Raw genomic sequence first — 22,407 nt, forward strand, 5'->3', positions numbered from 1 at the left:
GCGCGCGGGGGGCGAGCGCCGCTAGACGTTTTCAGGCTGGATACAAATATAAGACGGCGTGTGATTCGCAAACCTTGCTTTTCATCGATTTCTTCATACTGGAATTCCTCGAATTGCCACCGATACCATGACTGTGGATGCTGATGCGCAGTAGAGAATTTTTCTTTGAGTAGTTACTGAATTAATCATTTTTATTTCCATTCATCGCTCATCGTCTAATGTTTTAAAACCTTCTGATTTGGTCCGGCAGTCACGTTCTTTTTAATGTGTCCAAGCGCACATCGGAACGCAATAAAAATATGAAGTTTTCGCTGATTCTCCTACTATGACATTGAATGTGAGAGGTTTACAGGCGACATGAGCTCATCTGACATCAAGAAAGACGACAAGCCACTTGAAGGATTCCTTAAACAGGCTGCTCAATATAAGGAATTTATTGCGATCATCGCTGGCTTGGTTGTTACGGCATTTTTTGTTCGAGATTATTTTGCCACAAAAGAGGAAGTCAGAGTTCTTCAATGCCAAGCGGAAAATGGCATAGCATTGGTAGAAAATAAAGTTAATGCCGAAGATTCGAAGACAAAAATTCTCGCAATTCAAAGACAGATAAACGATGCGATTCAACGGGGAAGAAACCAAAAGGGTGTGGCTGCTCAGGCTGCCTCAGAGACGATTATGACCCTCAATCTTGACCTTGATCAGCTTAAGACGGATCTTGCAAGCGCAAATGCTGCGCAAGCGACGGCGATATCAAATCTTACGCCTGGCGTGTGCGACGGGAAGGCGACATCAAAGTGAAATGCCTATTTCTCCTCCTAATTCTCTTCTTGGCTAACACGTGTATTGCCGAAGAGATACAACTCGGCGTCATTTCGAACCGAAACTGTAGCAGACTATCCTATGATCAAGGTCAGCAGATAGTGAATAACCAAAATTACGAGCTAAATCAGCAGGCTCAGAAAATACAGAAAAGTACGATGATCCAAAGCGATCTGGCAAATCAGCAAAATCAGCAAAATCAGATGCAGCCGTTGTTGCCATCCAGAATCTACGACAATTCATCTGCGATACTTAGCGTTCAATTGGAATCAACAGCGGAAGATGCTCGGAGCAAGAGTATATTGAAAAATTGTGCGCTGCGTGCAAGCGACAAAATGGGATTGCGTCAATTTGATTTTGATCCTATTGAGGCGTCACCAGTATTTCAGCAAACATTACAAGACTGCGTCGACGCATTAGATCCCAGTATCCGAATTTTCTCCGCCATATTGAAGAGCAAGGGTCCCTGCACAAGGTAATTTCGGCATTGTGAAAGCCAGTTGATTCGCAGCGCGCATCGATCCCCAATGAAATGCGGTCCTCGCGCATCACGACTTATTCATGACATGCGAAAGCAGTCTGTCGCGTACCAGCTCGCGCTCAGCATCGGTGAAGCCGAGCAACACTCGCGCCGGATATCGCGCGTTGGGGCCGCCGGGTGTAACGGGCGCCAATTCGCCGAACTGGTGAATGCGCGCGATACGCGCAACGCGGCCGGCGAATCCGAGCGCGAGGCCTGCAGGTGTCGCTTCGAGCTGCATGTAGCGGGCCGTGCGCAGCTTCGCAAACATCGCAGCGCGTTTGATGCGCCCGCGCTTGCCGCGTAGTTTCTTGCCGTCTTTCTTTGCCTTGATCTTTCGCGGCGTGTATGCGGTGCCGTCCGGGTCCTGCTGTGACGCAATGCGGGCCTGCTGGCTGCGTCGCAGCTCGCGCGCAATGTCGAGCATCGCCTTTCGACGGCCCGCCGGCGAGAGCTGCATAAGCAGCGCGCCGGCCCATCTTTCGACGGCCTGCAGCTCGTCGGCGCCGCTCACGCGGGAACCTCCGAGCCATCGCGATCGCTGCGCGCGATCACGTCGAGAGGATCGCCCGCGTACTGCGCGCACCATGAAAGATCATTCGGGTCGAGCTCGGAATCGTCGACGTGCGTGATCGTGCGCGTGCCGTCCTCGCCGACCTTGACGACAACGCTCTCGGTGAGCTGCAGCTTTACAGATACGTCGGCCGTCGCGTTGGCGAGTATGTCGACTTCGTACGTGATGCCGTTCGCATGCTGGTCAGCATTCGTGAACAGGTCCGACTGATACCGCCTCGCCCATTCCACAACTGCGATGAAAAGATCGTCGGAATCGCCTGCAAAATCGAGCAGCATGACATTGCAGGTATAGCGGTATTCAAACGACGGCGAGCGCGCGCCCGTGGCCGCGATACTCCCCTGGTCAATGAACACGGTGAGGTTTTCGGGCGAGGCCTTGAGAGAGGGAATCGCCGCGACAATCGCCGCGCGCAGGCTTGCCGGCTTAATCATGCGCCTCGCTCCCCTGCGCGCCCTTCTGCTGGCAGTTGAACACCATGTCGACGATCGCCGCGCACGAGGCCCATGCGGCGCGCGCGATCGTGAGCGCGTCGTCGAGGTCGCCGTTAGTGCGCGGGGCCATCGCCGGGAGCGTGCAGCGCGGCACGGTCTGGCACTGCTGCACGGAAAACGTCGGCGCCGGTTTGGGCGGGGGTGTTGTGCAGGCGGGCAATGTCAAAAGGCAAAGGCGTATCAGCCCATGCGCGAATCTCGGCGTTTTCATTCTTCAGTCTCCGGTTTTCCGTCAGGGCCGTCTCGAGCTGGGAAGCGATCGCGGCGCGCGTGCTATCGAGCTGCTTCTGCTGCCTGGCCTTTTCGGCGGCATCGTCCTGCAGGCGCTTGATCGTGTCGTCGCGGTCGGCGATGCCCTGATTCGCGCTCGCGAGCTGCTGCGCGCTCCCGGCGAGTTCGGCGCGCAGCTCGCGCACGTAGAACACGGCGGCCGCCACGGCGAGCAGCGCGACGAGCGCGGCGCCAATCTTTGCGCCGATGCTCATGCGGCCGCCTTTTCGGTGCCGGCGTATTTGTTGTACGCGCGCGTGAGCTTCACGTCGTACAGGTTGCGGGCGAAATCCGGCCCGTTGTAGCCCTTGGCGAACGGGCCGAACTTGCGGGCCTTGAGCGAGGCAAGCAGGCCGCTGTCGGCCGCCACAAAGCGCACGAATGCGTCGAGCTGGTCGCCCTCGCTGTTCTCCATGCGGCTCACGAAGTCGTCGACGCTCGCATAGCCCAGGCGCTCCCAGTTCTCGCCCATCACCTGAAACGCGCCCCAGCTCGCCGACTCGTATGCGGCCGCCGGGTCGATCAGTTCGGCCAACGCGAGCCGGGTGTACTCGGCCGCGCCGCCCTGATAGCCGCCGGGTGTCTGGGAAACGATGTTCGGGTATTTCGCGGCGAGCGGTGCCGGGTCGATGCCGCGCGCCTTCAGGCGGCGCCAGAAAACATGACGCTCGAACAGGATTTTCGGCCGGCCGTCGACGAGATAGCCCGAGCCGGTCGATTCAACTTCGTTCACGGCACGCACGCACGCGAGCGGCACGCCGAGCGTATCGGCGGCCCGTACGAGGTCCGCGTCGGCGAGGTGCTTCGGGTCGCGCTGGCCGGTCGCGAGCGCGGCGTATGTCTTGGGGCCGGCGATGCCGTCGACCACGAGGCCGGTTTTCGCCTGCAGCGCGCTCACGGCGGCTTCTGTGGCGGCATCGTAGACGTGCGACACGGCGAGCGCATAGCCGGCGCGATTCAGGCGCGTTTGCAGGAGGCCAACGTCGGCGCCAAAGTCGCCGAGGCGGTGCGTTTTCATGGGGCATCACTCCGCAAAAGGCGCGCGACATTACCGCGCGCGCAAAAAACGAACAGGGAGAGCAGAACGGCCTTCCCCGCTTCAAAAAACCCGACCTGCTTCGCGTGCAGCGCGAGCTCGATGGACGAGCCGCCGAGCACGACGACGAGCAGCCAGGCGAGCCATGAAACGTGGTGCCGGTGGCGTGCGCCGTTGCGGCGCCAGGTGAGCAGCAGCAGCGCTGCCGCGAGCTGCACCACGAGTGCGATCGTCGCGAGGGTGATGTGCATGTCAGCCCCCTTTCTTCAGGAACGCGAGCAGGTCGACGCTTTTGACGCGCTCGATCAGCTGCAGCGTTACGGTGATCACGAGCGCGGCCGCGAAAAAGGCCGCCACGCCACTGGAGCGGATCGGCGTCGCGTTGACGATTTCCGGCGCGGCGAGGTAGCCCATCACGAGCGAGATGAGCAGGTACGCGGCGCGCTTGAGGATGCCGATGTCTTTCGACGTGACGACGACGAGCGCGGCGCCCGTGAATGCGCCGATCAGCGCGTTTCCGTCGATACCTGGAGCCAAGCCTGCGAGCCCGATCGCGGCCGAGATGGCTGCGGCGGTGGTGGTGTTCGGTTCGGCCATGCGTTCGGCTCCTTGCGTCAGTCAAACAGTTGCAACAGGGGTTTCGTGGTTTGGACGGTCGTCAGATCGGGCAGATCAACGAGCGTGCCGAGCGGCAGCACGACGCCTAGATCGGCGAGGCCTTCATTCGCCTCCAGAACCGCTTCGACTGTGCCATCGGTGCGGCCGTAGTAACGCCAGCAGATCGCGTCGACGGTATCGCCCTGCAGTGCGGTGACTTTCATCAGATCAGCTCGATCGTGGTGCGCCGGATGCCGCGAATATCGGCGAGCGCATTGCGGACATTGCGCCGCGCCTCGCATATCGTCGCTTCGAGTTCTTCGGCTTTCTGTCCGCCCGTTCTGGTCGTGTCGAGGCCGCGGTATTGCTCGGTCAGGTCTGCGCGCACGAGGTTGTAAATCGCGCGGCGATACCGGATAACGTGTGTGCTTTGGCCGCCGAGCTTCGGCGCCGGAACGTCGTCGAGGTCTGCATACCCGGCCGCGAGCTGCGAGGCCTGCCACGATCCCAGCTCGGCGTTACAGCTCGCCATCGCATCGAGCGCGGCCGAGCGCAGGCGCGTATCGGTCACGGTGCCGTCGAGGCGCGATTCTTCGCGCAGCTCGGCGAGTTCGATGTCGGGAAACCAGCCGTCATTGGTGAGCGTCGTTGACGGGGCGAGCGGCGTGCTGCTGGCCGTGGGTTCGGTGGCGATAAAGCTGCTCATGACAGGGCCTTGAATAGGTGGCGGTGGACCGGCGTTCGAATCCCGTTGCCGTCAGGTGTAGGGAGTGAACGCCGGTGCCGCCATTGCCGGGGGGGCTCTTTACGTGCGGGCGGCCTTGCGGCGGCCGTCCGCATCGCTCAACAGTTTTTCCAGTCGAGCAATGTTCTGTTTCACGCCGGCGCGCGCGTTGAGCTGCAGCGCCGTCTGGAGGTTCTGGCGGGCCTGCTCGGCACGCGCCCAATCGCGCGCGTCGTCGAGCTGGTCGTCGCCGATCAGCTGCATCGCTGCGAGGCCGAGCGCCTTGTACAGCTTCGAGCGAATCTGGTCGTGCATGTCGGCGGCTTCGGTCAGCTCGCGCACTTCGTTGAGCTGGTCGACGTCGAACGTGCCGCCGTCGGCGATCGCGATGAGCGCAGCGTCGGCGAATTCTTCGGCGATCGCGGCCGGCGCCGCACGCTCGTAATGCGCGGGCAGCGTCAAACCGTGCTGCAGCGCATAGCGGGCGATGTCGAGCGCGCCGGCGTAGTCGCCAGCGTCGACGCGCCAGATCATGACCGTCGTCAGCACGTCATCCTGAGCGCCCCGCCCGCCTTTCAGCGCGCCGCTCACATAGTCGGCGTATTCGGGCAAAACCTCGCGCTTGACTTCGACCTTGCGCGCCACGGATTGCAGCGCTTTCAGGCGTCGTCGATCGGCGGCGAGCTTGGCGAGCATCAGCTCGTAATGGCTCGCGCCGGCGAGGCTTTGACCGGGCGCCGCCGAGGCGGCCGCCTGTTCGGCGCGTACGCGCGCCTGGTGTCGTCGGGCGGGGGTGCTCATGGTCAGGCCGCCGGTTCGATTTCGATGTTTTCCACGATCGCGCCGCAGCCGTAATCCTCCACGACATACGCCTCGTTGCTCGATTCGTAGTTCTCGATCTGGTCGCGCTTCGGGTTGTCGATGATCGAGCGGCGGCGTGCGCCGTTCTGGAAGTAAATCGAGAGGTTGTCCAGGCGCGTGATAAGCATCTTGTCGGCCGGCATGAAAGGCGCGCTCACAGCCTGCTTGCCGCCGATGCGCTTCCCGCTGATAACCATGTCGAGCGCGGCCTGCTCGGTCGCGACGTTCGCGTTGCTCACGATCGGGAAATACTTGTCGTGCAGCAGCGCGCTACCCATCACCACGACGACAGACGGATCGTCGCGATACCACTCGTCGAGCAGCTGCAGGGCGTCGAGCACGAGCGCGTCGAGGTTGGCGTAATCGCCACCCTTGCCCACCTTGACCTTGCCGGAGCCTTCGGCGGCTTCGTGCATCACGCGATCGGTCGCGTTCGTGCGGTACTTCTGCAGCCAGCCGATATTGACGTCCTGCAGCAGCGGGTTCGCCTCGCGGTCAGACGTTGCTGCGCGCGCCTTGCCATTGAAGCCGATGCAGATGCGGTCGAGCGCGGTGCGCTGCACGATCGCGTCGCGAATGCGCGTCTGGAAGTCGGGAAAGTGCGCCCAGGCATCGAGGCGCGAGTACTTGAGCGCTGTGTCGAAATTGGTCTGCGTGCAGACATAGCCGCTTCCGTCGAGAGTCGCCGGGTCAAGCGGCGTGCGATCCTGCTTGCTCGTGTCGGTCGTGCTCGCGATCGGTGAGCCGATGCCGAGGCCGACCTTCTCGCCGCTCTGCTCGTCGACGCCGATCATGTTGATGCGCTGCAGGAATTGGCTCGATTGCTGGATGCGTGTTTCGAGCGTCTGCTGCACGGACGGGTCGACCGTGAATTTCACGTCGGCGCGCGGCACGGCGTTCAGTTGGGCGATCGCCTCCACATAGGCAGTGAACGCGGCGCGGGTCGGGTTACGCATGGGGTATTTCTCCGAAACGTTGAGGAAAAGGCCAGTGGGTGCGTGCGATCAGCAGTCGGTTTTCTGGACGCCGTTCGCGCCGGTTGCCGGCGGCCGTTGCTGTCCGCCCGGTTGCGTCGAAAGCGTGGCGGTCAGTTCGCCGAGCTTCTTCGACGTGTCCGCGTGCGCGGCCTTTTCGGTGTCCAGCTCGGCGCGCAGCTCGTCGAGCTTCGCGGCGTACGTCTGGACTGTTTTCGCCTGTTCCTGCGAGAACGTCGCGAGCAGTTCGACGGCCTGCGTGATGTCCGTAAAGCGTTTGTCGTCGGTGGCGCCCTTCTCTTTCACGAAGCCGAGCATTTCGCCCACGCGATGGAACAGGCCGGCAACGGCGCCCGCCGGCGTTTGCGTCACGGGCTCGAACTCGATCACGGTTTCCTCGGCGGCTGAAAACAGGTTGTCGGGCGCCTGCTTGCGCGCCTTGAGCGGGCTGTTATCGCCCTGGCCGGCGGCGAATGCGAGCATTTCAGTGCCGAGGCTCGCAGGGCTGTCGGTCACAGCGAGGCCGATGAGGTAGGCCTGCTTCGTGTCGGCAAACGAGAAGTTGATCTCGATCGACGTGTACAGCTTCTGGCGCGACTTCTGCAGGTCGAGCAGCGCCTGCGTCGGCGTGATCTGCGCGTACAGCGCGAGCTTGCCCTTGAGGGGGCCGTCGACGACCTGCTCGGACTTGAGCGCGGTCACGTCGCCATACGCGCCGAACGGGTTCGTGTCGGACAGGGGCGCATACCCTCGAATGTGCTCGCAGTTCACGCGTGCGCCATAGAGAGCCGTGTTGTACTGCGCGGCCATCTGCTGAATCCATTCGCGTTCAATGTTGCGGCCGTCCGTCGTCGCGCCTTCGACGGCCACGCGGAACCATTTCGACGTGCTGGCGTGGTTGCCGTCCGCGTTCGAGGTCGAGCCGATGCCGAGGCCGATCGCGGCGCCTGCGGTGCCGAGGCTGGCGAGCATGTCGCCGTGTTGCAGGCCTGCGCCGATCGCCGACACCGTGGCCGTAGCGGCGTGCGCGTCAAGCGCAATGAGCGAGGCCATCGAACCAACGGCGAGAGCCACGAGCGACAACTTGCGTTTGAACATCGTATGTACTCCGACAGGTGAATGTTTGGGTTGCTTCTTGTTTTATGTATGGTGCCGTGTGGAGGTTGTACTCACAACGACGTGCGAACGTGATGCGGCCGGGTACAAATCGCGGTTCTGCGCGCGCGTGCGACGGACCGGTACGCTTCTGCCATGCTCGAAACTACCGACATCACGACTGCAGCCGCGGACCCGAAGAAGGCCGCACGCGCCCTCTACTGGCAGGGCTGGCGCGTGTCGTCGATCGCCCGTCATCTGGAGCTGAAACGATCGACGGTTGAAACGTGGAAGCAGCGCGACAGCTGGGACAAGGCCGCGCCGATCGACACGATCGAGCTGACAACCGAAATGCGCGTCAATGCGCTCATCGCGAAGGAAAAGAAGGACCCAGGCGACTACAAGGAAATCGATCTGCTCATGCGGCAGCTCGAACGCATTGCACGGGTGAGGAAATACGGGGAGACCGGAAAGGAATCGGATCTAAACCCGAACATCGCGGCGCGCAACGAGGGACCGAAAAAAGGAAGCCGCAATGCGTTCAGCGAAGCGCAGATCGAAAAGATCAACGAAGCGTTTCGTGACTCGCTGTTCGACTATCAAAAGGTCTGGTATCGAAACGGCGATCAGCGCACGCGCAACATTCTCAAATCGCGGCAGATCGGCGCGACGTGGTATTTCGCACGCGAGGCGCTTGTCGATGCGCTCAACACGGGCCGGAACCAGATTTTTCTATCGGCGAGCAAAGCGCAGGCGCACGTATTCAAGCAGTACATCACGCAGTTTGCGCGCGAGGCGGCCGATGTCGACCTGAGCGGCGACCCTATCGTGCTGCCTAACGAGGCGATCCTTTACTTTCTCGGCACGAACGCTCGAACCGCGCAGAGCTATCACGGTAACTTCTATTTCGATGAATATTTCTGGGTGCCGAAATTCACGGCGCTCAACAAAGTCGCTTCAGGCATGGCCATGCATAAGCATTGGCGCAAGACGTACTTTTCGACGCCTTCGAGCATCGGTCACGAGGCGTACAAGTTCTGGAGCGGTGAGCATATCAATCGCGGCCGTGCGAAGGCCGATCACATTCACTTCGATGCGACGCACACGGCGCTCGCGAGCGGCCGGCTGTGCGAAGACAGGCAATGGCGGCAGATCGTCACGGTCGAAGATGCTGCTCGGCTCGGCTGCACGCTGTTCGACCTCGCTGAGCTGCAGCTCGAATACAGCGCCGAGGAATACGCCAACCTGCTCATGTGCCAGTTTATCGACGATACCGCGTCGATATTCACACTGGCGAACCTGCAGCGCTGCATGGTCGACTCGTGGGAGGAATGGACCGATTTCGAACCGCTCACGCTGCGGCCGTTCGGCCATCGGCCCGTATGGGTCGGCTATGACCCAGCCCTTTCCGGCGACTCGGCCGGCTGCGTTGTCGTCGCGCCGCCCGTGGTTGAAGGCGGCCCGCTGCGCGTGCTCGAAAAGCATCAATTCCGCGGCATGGATTTTGAAGCGCAGGCCGAGTTTATCCGGGGTATCACGCAACGCTACAACGTCGCGTATATGGCGATCGACACGACCGGCATAGGCCAGGGGGTCTATCAGCTCGCGAAGCAGTTCTATCCGGCCGTGGTCGCGTTCAACTACTCGCCCGAGGTAAAGGGCCGTCTCGTGCTCAAGGGGCTCTCTGTCGTCGGCAATGCGCGCCTGCAGTTTGATGCCGGTTGGACAGACCTCGCGGCCGCTTTCATGGCGATCAAAAAGACCGTGACGGCGAGCGGCCGGCAGGTCACCTATGAGGCAGGCCGCAACGAGGAAACCGGACACGCTGACCTCGCCTGGGCAACCCTGCACGCAATTTCAAACGAGCCGCTGGAAGGCATGGCGGCCCGGAATACCGGCTTTATGGAGATATCCGCATGAAGGCAAGACACAAGCGCGCGCAGCTCGCTCGCGAAACCACGCCGGCCGCTGCGGCCGCATCGTGCGCCGCGCCGGCGACAGCGTTCACGTTCGGCGACCCCATGCCTGTGCTCAACCGTGCCGAGCTGCTGGACTATGCCGAGCTGGTGCAGATCAACGGATGGTATGAACCGCCGATCAGCTGGTCGGGGCTCGCGAAGTCGTTTCGCGCGGGCACGCATCACGCATCGGCGCTCTACTTCAAGCGCAACGTGCTCGCGTCGACATTCATCCCTCACAAGCTGCTCTCGCGCGACACGTTCAGGCGTTGGGCGCTCGATTTCCTGATGTTCGGCAACGGGTATCTAAGCCGGGAGAAAAACAGGCTAGGCGGAACGCTGCAGTTCGCGGCGCCACCGTCGAAATACGTGCGCCGGCGTGTCGACCTGCAGAGCTATGTCCAGACAGACGGATGGAAAGCCGTTCACGAGTTCGAGGCGGGCTCGGTTCATCACCTGATTGAACCGGACATCAATCAGGAGGTGTACGGCCTGCCGGAGTACCTGGGCGCCCTGCACGCTGCATGGCTGAATGAATCGTCGACGCTGTTTCGCCGGCGCTACTACGAGAACGGCAGTCACGCGGGGTTCATCCTGTACGTGACCGACCCAGCGCAAAAGCAGGAGGATATCGACGAGCTGCGCTCAGCATTGAAGAGCGCGAAGGGTCCGGGGAATTTCCGAAACCTGTTTTACTACGCGCCACAAGGCAAGAAAGACGGAATTCAGCTTATCCCTGTGTCGGAAGTCGCCGCGAAAGACGAGTTTTTCAACATCAAGAATATTACGCGCGACGACCTGCTTGCGGCCCATCGCGTGCCTCCGCAGCTGCTCGGCATCGTGCCGAGCAATACAGGTGGCTTTGGGGCAGCTGACACAGCTGCAAAAGTGTTCGGTCGCAACGAAATCACACCGCTCCAGTCACAATTTCTCGCATTCAACGAATGGGCAGGCGATGAAATTGTGAGGTTCGAGCCGTATGGCATCGATCTAGTCGAGCCATCAGTCGGGAAACGGAATTCGTGAGACTGGCCCGAAGTTTGTGAGGCTGGGATGACGGATTCGATGTGACTGCCGGGGTTGACGCCCCGGCAGGTGCGCGGGACGCCGGCCGAGGTTGACCCGTCTCTTTCGTTCGGGACAATGCCACGTTGAAGTTCGGCTCCAAGCAACACCGGCTACTGGTCTGTCGCGTCGATATACCATATGTCGCCGCAAAAAGACTTCTGAGTCGCCAGATCAGAGCGAGGGCGACTCAATCTGTCAAAGACAAATATTGTTGCATTTGTCTGACGGACATTTCAGAGAGGAACATAAAATCGGGGTCTAGAGAATTAACGCCAACGCCCAAAGAATTCAGTAAAGACGAAATGCTCCGCATCCTTTTTTCTTTAATGGGCTCCCCCCATATTCTCGAAAAACTCGCCTTGCCGTCTTTCTGTTTCACCGAATCTGTTAGCAAACCTTTTACGTAGGCTGGAACCGTTATTTTCTGGGCTACAGCCGCATCCAAAACCTCAATTAATGTATTAATGGATTTAATAAAGGCGGCAACGCCTTTAAATTTTGGATGTTTGCCATCATTGAATTCTTCGATCAAATCGCGACCACTCAAATTCCCGAATTTATTTGGATTTGACTCGTCGGATATCAAATTATTTTTAATGAAGGTTTCATATTGTTTCTCTAACTCATTTTCAGCGTGAAAATGAATTAAATTATTCCTCCATTGGATGGCGAGGTGTACCAAGGAAAGCTCGAAACCTATAGGCAATGCGATTGCACTCGTAATCGAATTTAATTTTACAAAGATTGATCGATTCGTTAGCTGATCATTGAGCGGTATGGATAGCTGTGAAAGGTCGTAGATGGATCTATCTGCCAAGTCGCCTAGGTATGCATCAAGCGCATCGACGGCCCACGAAAGTGCGGCTGCGCGTGCGAATCTTCTTGCACGTTGGCTGGTCGAATTTAGATCTTTGGGGTTCCAGCTAACCTTAAAGCTCTCATCTTTCACCACCTTACCGGTACGAACTCCTTCTACGCCAATGAGCAATGTTATAAGGAGTTGATTCGTGTCGCCGAGGAGCTTTTTTGCAGCGATGCGCGCGCGTGTATGATTTATTTGCATTTTTTGAGGGCTTGGAACGACTTGAACGTTCTACTCTTACTTTAACGGAACATGGTTCTTTCAAGGTAAGTATGTACCCATACACCGCAAGCCCGCCGCATTATACTTCAAATTGCCTTCGAATCCACAAGCTGTAACCGCGAAATGTTGGTGGATCCTCGGGTAATCCGTAGTATCGATGGGAAGAAGTCCAGCGATGCGCTTGCGCCAACTGGCGACATTCGACCGGGTTCAGCCGTTTCGTCGCTCCCACACCCGGCGCGACACAATTCGGTCAGTCTCACGAACTCCGTTTGCCTCCACTGCTGGCGCGATCGTGGATGTTAGGCGTCGCACGGGACATTCTTTTGCATTTTTTCCCTGAGCCCACGTCCGCCGCGTGCGAAAAGACGGAAAAATACACAAAGTGCGACTTTTTCGCGTTTACGTGCGTTAACTGTGACGCGTATAAATCCGGCTGCGCCCCACTGGTTGCGCGACTTGCCGGCCGTTCGCAGCCTGCGTCAAAACAAGCTCGTCTAGAAGCGTGCAGGCGGGGAGGGGGACCGCGTTTTTCCACCCTGCGTCGCCCCGCACGCGCTCCCCACCTTGGCCCCGTATCACCTGCCCGGCGGCCTGCCAGCCCCGCCACGCCGCTCCGGCCGCCCTACCGAAGCCAGTCCCGCCCCGAGAGTGCTGGGTGCCCTGACGCCTTCTGGCACGTCGGCCGCCGCTCCTCACGATACAACCGCGCACCGCTATACTGTATATCCGTACAGTATTAGATTCGAGTCAATGCCATGCCGCACCGCCCGCCGCTCACCGCCGCCCGCCTTGCCGAGATCTGGGATGAATGCCCGCAGCCGCTCGTACTCGAACTGTTGTGGGAGATTCATAGGCTGCACGCCACTATTCGACGCGCGCACCAGATTCGCAGCCTGCTCGGCCCCGGCGGATCGGGCGTGGTGCCTTCGACCGTCTGGAGTTGCTTCGAGCGTGAGCTAGACCGCGAGCCATGCTTGACGGACAAGCCCACGCCGCGCCAACAGGCCGTAATTGACAGGATCGTTGATAGTCGAGCGGCCCCGAAAGAGTGAGTCTGTGCAGACTTGAAAACCGCGATGCAAACGCAAAGGCCGCCGCGTGTTACCACGCAGGGCCCTTTTCATCCTTCTGAGAGTTATCTTGAATTTACCTTCTTCGTGAAGGCAAACTCATCGAGAACTTCTTACTTTAAGCGCGTTGACTAACTTACGTAACGAAGAGCAGACGTAATCCCACGTTTGACGGAAAATAGATGTGTTTGGAGGCGCCTGAAAATTATCATAATTTTCATCACTTAATTCCAACGATTCCTCTTCGGAAGAATTAATGTTAAGGAATTTATCTATATTCGACACAAGCCTCCCTATATCCGATCGATATTTTTCGCACAGGTAATCGAAAAGCTGATGATTCGAGTAAAGCTTTGCCTTTCTCAAGGCGTCACACAATCCCTTACCATCCAACTTGCTAATATCACCCTTCCACCAGGACGGAAGTTTTTTTAACTTCCCCTTTGAATAATCCGAGAAAATCTCTTTCTCGACACTCGCAAACGGAAGAAACAAAATATTCCCTAAATTTTTTACAAATGGCTCATTTTTTTGGTCGCCGTCAAGCACAACAATAACCTTTCCCGTCTCAGAGAAATAATGCTCCTTTGCATCTCGCCTCATAAGATCAACCGTATTTGAGGCGGCCCCAACGTTAATCACTCTATATTTGAAGAAGACGTTTTTTATATATTTATCAATAATATGATTTAGGAAATTCTTCAACATCAAATCTTCGGTCAAAATATATCGATCCCAACCGGAGAAACCAAACAGTCGACTCTTCACATAGTTGTACGACGCATTTCGATGCTCCATATTCCCGTCGGAATTCTCGACGTACAGCAATTCTTCGGGATTCAACATCTGCATCATTGCAAGCGAATGAGTCGTAAAGACAATGTTGACTTTGTATTTTTTGCAAAAATCCCTGAGTTTACTAATGAGATGAACTTGTGCGGCCGCATCTAGGGAGATATCAATCTCGTCAATGACGATTAGTCTTTTCTTGTTTTTTATTTTCCGATACAAGCTAATGACAAAATACTCACCTGAGCTGAAATAGTCCTCTCTGATATAGCGACTACCCTCCAAGATGATGCAATAGTACTGCCGCCCATTTATGTTTATTTCACGCAGACTATCGAATCTGTCACTTCCGTATATATGCGACAGAAGTTCGATAAGCTCCTCTGGTTTTGAGTAATTCTCCAGAACGACGTTTTGCCGTATTTCCGCGTCGTTTCTCCAAATCGTCCTGAAATAATTAAAACGCTCCCCAAATGGCATGGGCAATTCAACTTCAATTTCCTCCCGAAGCGTTCGCGGGACAATCGATCTACTATTTAAGCCATGAATGTTTGGGTCGTACGTGTACTCGAATTCGCGTGCGCCATATTTATATACAATCCGACTGCGCTCCGAGAAAATACTCTCATCTGACGTGATTTTATATGTATCCGAAACCCGAAGATTTCGGATTGCCTTCACGATCGACGTTTTTCCAACGCCATTTCTTCCGACTATGCAAAATAGCTGATGGCCGTCAAACGGAACTGCTATGCAGGCACTGACGATGTGTTGGACATGTTCTATTTGAATGTATATCTCCATCGTCACTCTGCCTTCTTCGAATCCGTTTTCTTAGGTTGATGAATTAATATGTCGACAACCGTAACGCCATATTTTCGCCGAAGTTTATCAAGATAATCTTGATCAATTGTGTTCGCGTAATTCAAAAGCCCAGATAACTGAACCACACTATCTTCAAAATCGATTTTTGTGGCATCGGAGAGTCTGTCTTGATTGTTAACGTATAGATGAAGAAGCGTTTCAATCCGATTCTTCATTTTGGCATCGAGTGAGACTTGCCCATTTGGAAGAATTACCATTCCAAGTATTTTTACTTTTCGACCCTTACTGCTGATTTTTGTTTTTTCTTCATTCAGCCTCAAATCATAATAGTCACAATCTGACAGGGTATCTGCTATTACCTGACTCATATCCATGAGCGGTTCTTTCTCATCTGATGAAATGATAATATCATCAGAATATCGGGTGTACACTAGCTGCTTGCTTTGACAATAGCGCGCAAGTTCTTTGTCAAATAATAGCAATGCGGCATTACTTATCACAGGTGAGGTGGAGTAGCCCATTGGCAATCTACCATCGACCGTAACCAAATCGACAATTCGATCCAGATACTGATTTGTGTCAGCAATAGGAAGCACATCTTCGCCGTTTATTATGATTTGACGAACGATATCTGAAGTGATGCTTCCGAAGAAATTAGAAAAATCTGCCTGATAAAAATGTTTACTCCCCGCATGCATTCGAACTGCGGCGGCAGCATTTGTGCCTTTTCTATAAGAAAAGACCACACCCTCATTTACAGGTAGTCGATTGAATATAAATAAATTAAGAAACGAATGATATTTTCTTAAAGTCCTGTCCGTAATAAAAACCAAACGCTCTTTTCCTGCGTCATCTTTAATTGTTTTTTTTGTAAAATGACGATCGATTTCACCCGTCGCAAAATCATCAAAATTTTGCTTGTTGTGGTACATCGCATCGAAAAGCACTCGCAATGGTTTTTTTGTCATTTTCGATAAAGCCCGCGTAGAAACTAAACGTAAGTTGCTGATTATAGGCACAAAACAATCTGCGAGCAAAAGCGTGCTGCCGAAGCGGCAAACGGAGCGGAAAGGGAGATGAGATAGGACGGAGCGCCGTGCCGCGCACATACGAAATGGGCGACCCCTTAAATTTAAGGCGTCGCCCACACGTAAATATATGCAGACCCGGTAGAGGCCAGACTTCGGACCGGAGGATACTCCTGGTCGCTGGCATGATCCTACTATACGACAGATCAATACAGATACGCAAGCCGAGGGCGAGGCTACATCGAGTCTTTCGGCCGATGAATTGGGGCACGTACGCTCCCGCTGGTAGTCCAGGCACCATGCGCGCGTCGGCATTGCGGCCGCCGTCTTCGGGCGAAAGCGTGAGTCAGTGGGTCAGAGGAAGTGCTAGGCCGCGCCGCGCTCTTTTCACGGAGACGCGCGTTTTCCGGATCGATCTCGCACCACGCCAAAGGATTTAAAAGCCCGCCGTGTCTTTGTAACGGATGCCGATAACTGGCCGGCCGCCAAAGCCGCCTTCACGTCACTGACGGTAGTCGAGCAGTCGGGACCTATGAGCACTCCCACCAGTTTCATGTCTTTCTGGAAATCGTAGAACTGTAGTTTTACAGGCCCCTGCGCCCCCATGTTCGGCCCATCCTTTGGGATCCAGTCTTTGGCAAAAATGAACTTCCTCCACTCTTGCTCGTAGGCCCACGAACTCGACTTCGTTACCAAAGTTTCGAGGAGCACCGGCTCAAGCTGCGGCGCTGCATGGCGAGCTACATCGAGGCTGTATGGTTTGCGCGTCTTGCGATACGAGACCGGATGTACGCCCTCGGGGCCTGTGTCGAACGCCAGAACCATTCCCCGATGGCAATCTGCGTAATGACTCCACATGACAGGCTCTGAACTTGACCTGCTAAGGCACAAAAGCCCGACTTGGGGCTCCAAGAATTCCTTCAATTTACGCTGAATTTTTCGCTCGTCCTTTGTTTCGAAGGTTAGCGAAAGCAATTCGAACGGATCATTCAGGTTCTTGAGCGTCGCAACCTTCAAATGTCCAGTGCGTAATGTTTCCAAGGCATAAGACGCTTTCGTGTAGTGGTAGAGGCGCATGCGCAGTTCATGAAGTCACGAATGCCACGATTATTGCGCATCGAGGATTGGTGGTGGTGGCCCAGCGCCTATTCGGCGTCGAGGAATCGTGCCATTGCAAGATTGATCGCGGCGGCGCGAGAGAGCCCGAGTTTGACGGCGTGCGCGTCGAGCCGACTGAGCAGCGTCCCATCGACGCCTAGGCTAATCACCTCTTTCCTTCGCCGCGCTGGCTCGGCCGTCTGTTCGTGCGCAGCGTCTGGTGCGCGCGAGATAAAGTTATCTGCGCTCTCCGCATAGCCGCCGCTCGCGGGCCGTTTCGTGATCGTCATATTTTCGCCCTTCCCTTTCCGATACCTAGTCGATATCGACTAGGTATCTACTAGATATCGAACGGGTATCGAATAGATTTCTTTTCGATATTGCCTTACGCACCAAACACCGCAGCCGTGAGCCGGTCGACTTCGGCACAGGCCACGGTGTCACGCCGCGGCATTTCTTCGACGTGCAGGCCGGCGCCGCTCGCGTTCGCGAAGGCTTTGCGGCGCCCGAGGCGGTACGGCAGCAGCTCGACTTCTTTGAAATCCGAGATCGCGGCGGCCGCATCGCGGTTGTCGGCGCCGTTGGCGTCCGCTGAATTCAGGAACGCGAAGGCTTTCAGATCGTGGACGGCGCGCGCCTCGTCGACGAGCTGCACCATGTCTTGCATAGCCCACACGTCGAAAGTGCGCGGCAGGCAGGGAATGACGACGGCATCGCAGACCGTGAGCGCCGCGCGCAGCGCGCTCGAATCACGGCCGCCCGCGTCGATCACGACGAAATCGTATGCGTCGCGCTGCTGGAGCACCTGGGCGCGCAGCGTGGCGCCGTTGGCGTAGGCCGACGCGGCAATCGGCGGCCACCCGCTCTCGGCCCGCATGGTGATCGCGGTCAGGCTTGTTTCCTGTCGGTCGCCGTCAACCATCCAGACGCGCGCGCCTTCGCGCGCGAGCCCGATCGAGAACTGTAACGAGCTCGTCGATTTGCCCGTGCCGCCCTTCGAATTTCCGACTACAACGATTTTTGCCATTTGCTCCCCGAGCATGATGAAAACAGAGTGCCAATATCGACTTGATATCGGCCTGATTGCATTGCGTCCGTCCGCCTATTCGTCGAACTGGAGTGCGGCCGTATCGCGCCGCTCGCGGCGCGGTATCGGCGTTTCCGGCGGATACATATCGAGCTGCGTGCGGTAGGTGTGACCGCACGTCACGTCGTCACACTGGAAATCGAGAAGCCAGGACGTTGGCGACACCTTCTCAATCGACCGTGCGATGCCGCGCGCCCCGCAGTGCGGACATTTGATGGTGAATCTCATGCCGCCCTCGCGAGCGCCGCAGTCGTGCGCGCATTGACGCCTCCGCGCAGCATCGGCGAAGGCCGCACTTCGAGCGCAATGTCGGCGCGCGGCTTCGCTGACGCCGACAGCGAGAACAGGATTTCGAATCCGGCCGGCGTGCGATAGCCGCAGTCATCGCAGACGAAATACATGCGGCGCATCGTGTCGGACAGGCCTTCCGTGTGCCTCGCGTCGATTTCGCCGTCGCAGCAAGGACAATCGATTTTCATGGTCGTCATTCCGGTCTCCCGTCAGTACAAATAGCGCCGCCCCCGGCGAAATTCAGGGCCACGGCGTCGGAATCTGTATCGGTCGGCGCGGCCGCGTGGTGGTCAAATGCCGGCTTCGAGGCCGGTCGCGTACAGTTATTCACACAGGTCCGAGGCGCGCGCTGCGCGCGCTCAAAACCTACAACCTCCGCGCGCGTTGCGGCGCGCACCACTTCCCAACGGAAGCGCTTCGAATCAATCGTGACCGTGCGCGGCATCACGTCAATCCAGTTGCCAATCGCGTCGCGGACCTTGGCGACTTCGAAATACTCAATGCCGACTGGTTTCGCGGCGGCTTCCTCGCCGTAGGCCGTGCGTGAGCCGTCGCGGAATGTCGCGAGACGCACCAGGTAATCGCGGCCGCAATGCACGCCGCCTTGCGCGTTGACGTAGTGATCCCATGCAACGGACGCGTTCTCGCGCCCTTCGAACTTCGCGACGCGGTTCACGGCGTTATGCGCCGCGCGCACATGCGCGGGCGCATCGGCCGGAACGGATTCGACGCGCCGCAGCTCGCGCCAGATCGTCACCGGCGGGCCGCCAATCTGCTGGAACTGGCGAATGCGCCAGCGCGATGCCCACGCTTCCACGCGCGCGGACGTTTCGAGCGCGTCATTACCAATCAAATCCTTGTCGAGCTTGTAGCCGTCGATGTTCTTCGCGACGTACTTCGCGATATAGGCGGCGGCCGTGCCAAGTGCCGCGTCCATGCGCTTGAAGTCGCAGCGCTTCTTTTGCGCGCCGGCTTCGTCGCCGTCCATTGCGAGCGCGTAACGGCGTACAGTCGATTCAACGGTCTTGTCGTGCTGCGGGGGGTAGAAAACGAGCAGATGCCAATGGGGCGTACCGTCGTGTTGCGGTTCGGCGATACGAAAGCCGTAGAGCTTGATTCCGCGTCGTGCGAGCGCTGCGCGAATGCAAGCCCACACGCCGCGCAGATACGCTTGTGCTTCGTCGGGCTTCGTGCCGTCGTAGTTCTTGTTGCGGATAGCCTTTTCGCGGCCTTCCGGCCCGACCAGCTTGAACGCGTGCATTTTCGACGGGCAGGTGATTGTCAGGAATAGGCCTGCATGGGCCGAGGCAATCGCGATGCGCTCGAAACCTGCAATGCGCGTCATCAGCTCGGCGCGGCGCACGGCCTTGTTTGCGGGTCCCTTTGCCGACAGCTCGGCGAGCGTGAATTCCTGGTCAGTGTCGAGGTTATGCGCGACCGTCGTTTCGAGCATCGCGGCGTTGCGCGCATTCTGCGCTTCGCGCGCGGCGAGCCCTTCATTGGACACGTACACATCCCGCAGACGGTTCACGAGGCCGAAGTCGATTGCGGCCGCTTCGACGGCTCGCGCGTGCGCGCGGCGCATGCGCATCGTCCACCACTTCGGCGCGATCATGCGACGCACCGCGCCTTCGTCGGTAATGCGGCCAGCGGCGGCCGCCACTCCGCGCGATACGCAGAAGTCGGCGAGCATCGCGCGTGCTTCGAGCGCTTCCAGTGGTGTCAGCTCGAGCACCGACATGCCCGCGGCTCGCGCGGCGCAGCGCCCTGCTTCCTGCCATGCCTCAAGCGACAGCAAGCGCACGCGCGCCTGTTCGGCGCACTCGCGCGCATGTGCGATCACGTCATGGTCGAGCGCGTCGAGCGGCAGTTCATCGCTCACAGCATGGCCAGCAAGAGCCGCGACAGTCTCGCGCAGTCCAACATTGGCAAAGCGCTGCGCGTCGTTCTCGGCCGTGGCCTTCTTCGGGTTGAATGTCGAGCGGCGGCGATCCCACTCACGCATCATGTTCGCCTGCCAGCGACGCGGGAACGGCGCGACGAGCCCAGCGGCCCATACGTCGTTGGCGCCGACCATTACGCGAAGCCCCGCACCGCGCGGGAGATTGCAGCCCAGTAGGCGTCAGGCGTCACGTTCAAACGGCGCGGGGTCGTGCTTTGTCCCGCGCCGTGCGCTGTCTTCGTTGTGGTGGTGAGAATGGATTTGATGCGGGAGAGCTCCGCGTCACCGCGTGCCGTGACGCGGATATGCGCGACGCTCGGCGCCGCCTGCGGCTTGAACGACAGGTGCGTATCGCCCGCATAGCCGATATCGCCATCCTCCACGCGATATCCGATTTCCCCGAACGCGGTTGACGTACGCATAGCGGTTAGGCGCCGAGCCAGTAGAAGAAGCGGTCGATAGCCTGTCCAAGGCGCGACTGGCGACGATAGAACGGGCCTTCAATGGTGTAGCCGCCGAGCGCGGAGGGATGAATTGGCGCGACAGGCTTTCTGCCCCCCGGACACCAGCACTTGTGGGCGTGACGCGGCCGATCTTGACGCAAAATATGCGTTTCACCCGAACCGGAGTAAAAGCTGTGCTGCGAAACAAGGATTTGATTTCGGACCGTCCCGCTACGATGAAGGACGTGACAGAGGTCGCTCAGGCTGTAATTGAGTCGTTCGGCGAGGTCATGATGAACGTGCTTGATGTTGCGCTGACCGCGGCCGTTGACGATCCATCCAAGCGTGAGGCGATGCATATTGCGTTGATGACCGCCCTGCCTACCGCGCGCGACGCGTACCGCGCCGATGAAAGCCTCTTTTCGGCTGTGCTCGCGAATGAGCTGTTCCGCGCTTTGAAGGAAATCCGCCTGGGTGATACGGAATTCAGCGGCTGAGCCTAGCTGTTCGCCGGATTGCTTGTGGTGGCGAATTTCGCCAGCACCCCTCTCAGCATCGGGGACAACCAGACCCTTATTTCGCACATCAGGCCGTTGCGAAGTGGTGAGACGTGTAACGATGTGTTGCTGAGACACAGACATTTGGCTACCCCCGATTCAACCCCGAGAACGATGTTTTTGAGAAACATCGCCCCGGCGGCCGGGTAGCAAATCCAGCACTGGCGGGGTTGAGGGCCAGTTGCCGGGGCGACTGGCGAAGCATAGTTCGAGGCCTAAAACTATGTCAAGACTCTCGAACGATTCGTAACCCTCGAACGTTGCATATTCTCGAATATCGAACTACTCTACGCCGCAAGGTTGATGTTAATTTTCAAGGGGTTACAAAGTGAAAGGAACCGTCGATTATCTCGATGACGCGAAGCGATGCCTTCACGTTGAATCGGACTACGCGCTGGCGAAGGCGCTCAACATTCGCGCTTCGACAATCAGCGGCTACCGCGCAGGTCGCAGCCATTTCGACGAAACCACCGCTCTCAAGATCGCGGAGGCGTGCTCGATTGACCCGATGGAAGTGATCGCCGCTGCTGCTTACGAGCGTGCGAAAACTCAGGACGTGCGGACCATTTGGCTGGGGGCTTGGGAAAAATTTTCCAAGGGTTTTCGCCTGCTGGCGCTACCCGCTAACGCTTGTGGGACTTGGCTCCCACAGGTGTAACGCCAGCTAAAAGTTAGCCTCTGCAACGACTAGTTTTTATGTTATGTAAAATAAAAAACTAACGAATTGATAGCCTACAACTCCGGTGCTGCACGCGCACCGTACGGAACTACATCGCCTGCCGTTTGCCAATTCCGTGGCACCGCATCGAGATCTTGCGCCTGTTTTTTTCGGATGTGTTGGTGCGGTGGCGCGTGCTTGTCACTGGGTTGCCGACAGCTTGGTGCTCCGGTTGTCAGTGGACGGATATTGGCCCACCCGCCCACCACAAAAAGTAAGGCGTTCTCTATGATGGAGTTGCCGCAGTCGGCCCTCGTAATCACTTGAGCGCATGCGTTGAATCGGCGCCATCATAGGTGGGTATGCGAAATAGATAGCCAGTTTGAATCGAAGTTTTCCTAAACGATTAGGTACGCAAAATAGTCGAAAATCCGAAAAAAATCGATGTATGATTTCGAGACTGTCTCACGATTCGTAGCAAGGAATGCAACGCGCGAGGTGCAGATCGTGCTTCCGTCTTTCTTGTCTCGCGGCCCTCCCCT

29 protein-coding genes are annotated in these 22,407 nt (G+C 57.7%); 7 read left to right on the forward strand and 22 right to left on the reverse strand.

Annotated features, from left to right (window positions below):
* Positions 1–357 precede the first annotated feature (357 nt).
* A complete protein-coding gene (locus BHE01S_RS37885) occupies positions 358–798 on the forward strand; it encodes a hypothetical protein (protein WP_157025481.1) in 441 nt (146 codons plus the stop codon).
* Positions 799–920: 122 nt separating this feature from the next.
* The gene (locus BHE01S_RS37890) at positions 921–1,298 is read left to right on the forward strand and encodes a hypothetical protein (protein ID WP_167337696.1); all 378 of its coding nucleotides are present in this window, start codon (positions 921–923) and stop codon (positions 1,296–1,298) included.
* 69 nt (positions 1,299–1,367) lie between these two features.
* Here BHE01S_RS37890 and BHE01S_RS19335 read toward each other — a convergent pair whose 3' ends face one another.
* The 12 genes from BHE01S_RS19335 to BHE01S_RS19390 all read right to left on the reverse strand — a co-directional run bounded on the left by BHE01S_RS19335 (position 1,368) and on the right by BHE01S_RS19390 (position 7,967).
* On the reverse strand, positions 1,368–1,853 hold the full coding sequence (locus BHE01S_RS19335; RefSeq protein ID WP_281177762.1) for a phage virion morphogenesis protein: 486 nt from the start codon (positions 1,851–1,853) through the stop codon (positions 1,368–1,370).
* A complete protein-coding gene (locus BHE01S_RS19340; protein WP_084069004.1) occupies positions 1,850–2,347 on the reverse strand; it encodes a phage tail protein in 498 nt (165 codons plus the stop codon). Before BHE01S_RS19340 ends, BHE01S_RS19335 begins: the two co-directional genes overlap by 4 nt.
* The gene (gene lysC, locus BHE01S_RS36875) at positions 2,340–2,573 is read right to left on the reverse strand and encodes an Rz1-like lysis system protein LysC (protein WP_245639787.1); all 234 of its coding nucleotides are present in this window, start codon (positions 2,571–2,573) and stop codon (positions 2,340–2,342) included. Before lysC ends, BHE01S_RS19340 begins: the two co-directional genes overlap by 8 nt.
* The gene (gene lysB, locus BHE01S_RS39125; protein ID WP_042266790.1) at positions 2,461–2,892 is read right to left on the reverse strand and encodes an Rz-like lysis system protein LysB; all 432 of its coding nucleotides are present in this window, start codon (positions 2,890–2,892) and stop codon (positions 2,461–2,463) included. The genes lysC and lysB overlap by 113 nt, the downstream gene beginning before the upstream one ends.
* Positions 2,889–3,695, reverse strand: a complete 807-nt coding sequence (locus tag BHE01S_RS19355) for an N-acetylmuramidase domain-containing protein (RefSeq protein ID WP_042266791.1) — start codon at positions 3,693–3,695, stop codon at positions 2,889–2,891. Before BHE01S_RS19355 ends, lysB begins: the two co-directional genes overlap by 4 nt.
* Positions 3,692–3,964 (reverse strand): phage holin family protein, encoded by a 273-nt coding sequence (locus BHE01S_RS19360; protein ID WP_042266793.1) that lies wholly within the window; start codon positions 3,962–3,964, stop codon positions 3,692–3,694. The genes BHE01S_RS19355 and BHE01S_RS19360 overlap by 4 nt, the downstream gene beginning before the upstream one ends.
* 1 nt (position 3,965) lies before the next feature.
* Positions 3,966–4,310: a putative holin gene (locus BHE01S_RS19365; protein ID WP_042266794.1), complete on the reverse strand. Its 345-nt coding sequence runs from the start codon at positions 4,308–4,310 to the stop codon at positions 3,966–3,968.
* Positions 4,311–4,327: 17 nt separating this feature from the next.
* Positions 4,328–4,534, reverse strand: coding sequence for a tail protein X (locus BHE01S_RS19370; RefSeq protein WP_042266796.1), 207 nt, complete (start codon positions 4,532–4,534; stop codon positions 4,328–4,330).
* A complete protein-coding gene (locus BHE01S_RS19375; protein WP_052405987.1) occupies positions 4,534–5,016 on the reverse strand; it encodes a head completion/stabilization protein in 483 nt (160 codons plus the stop codon). Before BHE01S_RS19375 ends, BHE01S_RS19370 begins: the two co-directional genes overlap by 1 nt.
* A gap of 99 nt (positions 5,017–5,115) precedes the next feature.
* The gene (gpM, locus tag BHE01S_RS19380; protein ID WP_042266798.1) at positions 5,116–5,841 is read right to left on the reverse strand and encodes a phage terminase small subunit; all 726 of its coding nucleotides are present in this window, start codon (positions 5,839–5,841) and stop codon (positions 5,116–5,118) included.
* Complete coding sequence (locus tag BHE01S_RS19385; RefSeq protein ID WP_042266799.1) at positions 5,838–6,851, reverse strand: phage major capsid protein, P2 family; 1,014 nt, start codon at positions 6,849–6,851, stop codon at positions 5,838–5,840. Before BHE01S_RS19385 ends, gpM begins: the two co-directional genes overlap by 4 nt.
* A 48-nt stretch (positions 6,852–6,899) precedes the next feature.
* On the reverse strand, positions 6,900–7,967 hold the full coding sequence (locus BHE01S_RS19390; RefSeq protein ID WP_084069007.1) for a GPO family capsid scaffolding protein: 1,068 nt from the start codon (positions 7,965–7,967) through the stop codon (positions 6,900–6,902).
* Between the two features lie 153 nt (positions 7,968–8,120).
* On the opposite strand from BHE01S_RS19390, the gene BHE01S_RS19395 reads away from it, so the two are divergent.
* Both BHE01S_RS19395 and BHE01S_RS19400 read left to right on the forward strand, forming a co-directional pair.
* A complete protein-coding gene (locus tag BHE01S_RS19395; protein WP_042266802.1) occupies positions 8,121–9,884 on the forward strand; it encodes a terminase ATPase subunit family protein in 1,764 nt (587 codons plus the stop codon).
* Positions 9,881–10,948, forward strand: coding sequence for a phage portal protein (locus BHE01S_RS19400; protein ID WP_042266803.1), 1,068 nt, complete (start codon positions 9,881–9,883; stop codon positions 10,946–10,948). The genes BHE01S_RS19395 and BHE01S_RS19400 overlap by 4 nt, the downstream gene beginning before the upstream one ends.
* A 229-nt stretch (positions 10,949–11,177) precedes the next feature.
* On the opposite strand, the gene BHE01S_RS37895 is transcribed toward BHE01S_RS19400, so the two are convergent.
* Positions 11,178–12,053 (reverse strand): hypothetical protein, encoded by an 876-nt coding sequence (locus BHE01S_RS37895; protein WP_157025487.1) that lies wholly within the window; start codon positions 12,051–12,053, stop codon positions 11,178–11,180.
* A 779-nt stretch (positions 12,054–12,832) separates the two neighbouring features.
* Between BHE01S_RS37895 and BHE01S_RS19405 the strand changes: the two genes are divergently transcribed.
* On the forward strand, positions 12,833–13,129 hold the full coding sequence (locus tag BHE01S_RS19405; protein WP_042266804.1) for a hypothetical protein: 297 nt from the start codon (positions 12,833–12,835) through the stop codon (positions 13,127–13,129).
* A 117-nt stretch (positions 13,130–13,246) separates the two neighbouring features.
* Here BHE01S_RS19405 and BHE01S_RS19410 read toward each other — a convergent pair whose 3' ends face one another.
* The 9 genes from BHE01S_RS19410 to BHE01S_RS19445 all read right to left on the reverse strand — a co-directional run bounded on the left by BHE01S_RS19410 (position 13,247) and on the right by BHE01S_RS19445 (position 20,590).
* Positions 13,247–14,740 (reverse strand): ATP-dependent nuclease, encoded by a 1,494-nt coding sequence (locus BHE01S_RS19410; protein ID WP_084069009.1) that lies wholly within the window; start codon positions 14,738–14,740, stop codon positions 13,247–13,249.
* 2 nt (positions 14,741–14,742) lie between these two features.
* On the reverse strand, positions 14,743–15,729 hold the full coding sequence (locus BHE01S_RS36880; protein WP_084069010.1) for a reverse transcriptase domain-containing protein: 987 nt from the start codon (positions 15,727–15,729) through the stop codon (positions 14,743–14,745).
* A 447-nt stretch (positions 15,730–16,176) separates the two neighbouring features.
* Positions 16,177–16,866, reverse strand: a complete 690-nt coding sequence (locus BHE01S_RS36100) for a DUF2971 domain-containing protein (RefSeq protein ID WP_052405991.1) — start codon at positions 16,864–16,866, stop codon at positions 16,177–16,179.
* A 68-nt stretch (positions 16,867–16,934) separates the two neighbouring features.
* Positions 16,935–17,177 (reverse strand): hypothetical protein, encoded by a 243-nt coding sequence (locus BHE01S_RS19420; RefSeq protein WP_042266805.1) that lies wholly within the window; start codon positions 17,175–17,177, stop codon positions 16,935–16,937.
* A gap of 95 nt (positions 17,178–17,272) precedes the next feature.
* A complete protein-coding gene (locus BHE01S_RS19425; protein WP_042266806.1) occupies positions 17,273–17,914 on the reverse strand; it encodes an AAA family ATPase in 642 nt (213 codons plus the stop codon).
* Between the two features lie 75 nt (positions 17,915–17,989).
* Entirely contained in the window at positions 17,990–18,202 is a 213-nt protein-coding gene (locus tag BHE01S_RS19430) for an ogr/Delta-like zinc finger family protein (protein ID WP_042266807.1), read from the reverse strand.
* Positions 18,199–18,462: an ogr/Delta-like zinc finger family protein gene (locus BHE01S_RS19435; protein ID WP_042266810.1), complete on the reverse strand. Its 264-nt coding sequence runs from the start codon at positions 18,460–18,462 to the stop codon at positions 18,199–18,201. Before BHE01S_RS19435 ends, BHE01S_RS19430 begins: the two co-directional genes overlap by 4 nt.
* Positions 18,459–20,342 carry a replication endonuclease gene (locus tag BHE01S_RS36105; RefSeq protein WP_052405992.1) on the reverse strand — a complete coding sequence of 628 codons (1,884 nt, stop codon included), beginning with the start codon at positions 20,340–20,342 and terminating at the stop codon, positions 18,459–18,461. Before BHE01S_RS36105 ends, BHE01S_RS19435 begins: the two co-directional genes overlap by 4 nt.
* Positions 20,342–20,590 (reverse strand): hypothetical protein, encoded by a 249-nt coding sequence (locus BHE01S_RS19445; protein WP_157025489.1) that lies wholly within the window; start codon positions 20,588–20,590, stop codon positions 20,342–20,344. Before BHE01S_RS19445 ends, BHE01S_RS36105 begins: the two co-directional genes overlap by 1 nt.
* Before the next feature lie 146 nt (positions 20,591–20,736).
* On the opposite strand from BHE01S_RS19445, the gene BHE01S_RS37900 reads away from it, so the two are divergent.
* A complete protein-coding gene (locus BHE01S_RS37900) occupies positions 20,737–21,147 on the forward strand; it encodes a hypothetical protein (protein WP_157025492.1) in 411 nt (136 codons plus the stop codon).
* Positions 21,148–21,535: 388 nt separating this feature from the next.
* On the forward strand, positions 21,536–21,865 hold the full coding sequence (locus tag BHE01S_RS19455; protein WP_042266817.1) for a helix-turn-helix domain-containing protein: 330 nt from the start codon (positions 21,536–21,538) through the stop codon (positions 21,863–21,865).
* Positions 21,866–22,407 lie beyond the last annotated feature (542 nt).

The sequence above is a fragment of the Paraburkholderia heleia NBRC 101817 genome, assembly GCF_000739775.1.
GTDB lineage: Bacteria > Pseudomonadota > Gammaproteobacteria > Burkholderiales > Burkholderiaceae > Paraburkholderia > Paraburkholderia heleia.